Raw genomic sequence first — 1116 nt, 5'->3', positions numbered from 1 at the left:
CGCCGCCGAGAGGAACTGAAGGAGAGTCAGGTCGTCATCGTTACGGGCTACGCGATAGACGGAAGTCTTCGGTACGCGGATAGATTGAGCATTCGGCATGCCGAGAGTGTGAAAGCCTACTTGGTCAGCCTCGGCTTTGACGGCAACAAGATCTATACAGAGGGCAAAGGACCCAGAGAGGCCATACGACGCGTTGCGCAGTTTTTCTGTAACGCGCGCATCTCTGATGACGTAGATTGATGGCGCCAACGGTCAAGCGGCAACGGCAACGTGGCGATTGCCATTGGCGCCGCATTCGCGCATGGCCATCCGCCGCATGAGGGTGAGTTGGCCGAATGCCGGTCAGTGGATGTCAACGCTCAGATTGGTTTGCGCACGTGGCGGGACTCACGATTTGTTGCCGCCATTCTTGGGATCCAGCCCTGCAGCGCGCCCGGATGGCCGCCCACTAGCCCCATCCTGGCCGTCGCGCTGCACGGTGGCGGCCAGGCGTTCGCGCAGGTCAGCGACGGCACCCTGCGCCGCATCGCGCTCCGTCTTGGCCACGGCCGCCGCTTGGTCAGCGGTCGCTCGGGCGGCCCGCTCGGCAACGAGCGCATCACGAAGCGAGGCCAACTCGCCCCGCGCCTTGGATAGCTCCGCCTTGAACTCGGCAGCCGTTGCATCAGTGGCTTGCGCAGCTCGCACAGCGGCGGCGAGCTCAGCCTTGGCCACTGCGGTCGCCTGCTCGGCAGCCACACGACTATCTCGTTCAGTGGCCAATGCCGCGCGCAGCTTGTCGATCTCGGCCCGCAGTGCCGGCACTTCCTCCAGACGGGCATTCGCGACGGCCAGGGCATCGTGCGTGACCACGGCGGCGGTGCGTCCGCGAACGGCCTCGGCGCGAGCCTCCGCGGCCTGCTCCGCCGCGGAGACGATGGCCTTCTCGCATTCGGTGCGCACGGCCTCAAGCGCTGCCTGACGCGGCAGCAATTCGTTCTGCAGCCTCGTCACCTCCTCGGCGATCGTGGCATTGTCCTCTTCCACCAGCGCGATCCGTTCAGCGGCCGCCGTTAGCGCCTTGCCCTCGGCCTCCGCGATCTGGTCGCGCAGGATCTGAATGATCCGCGCGTCGAT

1 protein-coding gene and 1 pseudogene are annotated in these 1116 nt (G+C 65.7%); one reads left to right on the top strand and one right to left on the bottom strand.

From position 1 onward, the window contains the following. The coding region (locus P3W85_RS05520; protein ID WP_276264028.1) for an OmpA family protein at window positions 1-240 on the top strand (240 nt) is incomplete at its 5' end. A gap of 147 nt (window positions 241-387) precedes the next feature. On the opposite strand, the pseudogene P3W85_RS05515 reads toward P3W85_RS05520, so the two are convergent. Next, window positions 388-1116: pseudogene (locus P3W85_RS05515) on the bottom strand (hypothetical protein); the annotation flags it as partial.

Source organism: Cupriavidus basilensis (genome assembly GCF_029335485.1).
In the GTDB taxonomy this organism is placed as follows: domain Bacteria; phylum Pseudomonadota; class Gammaproteobacteria; order Burkholderiales; family Burkholderiaceae; genus Cupriavidus; species Cupriavidus basilensis_E.
This window is presented reverse-complemented; position numbering and strand designations above follow the sequence as displayed.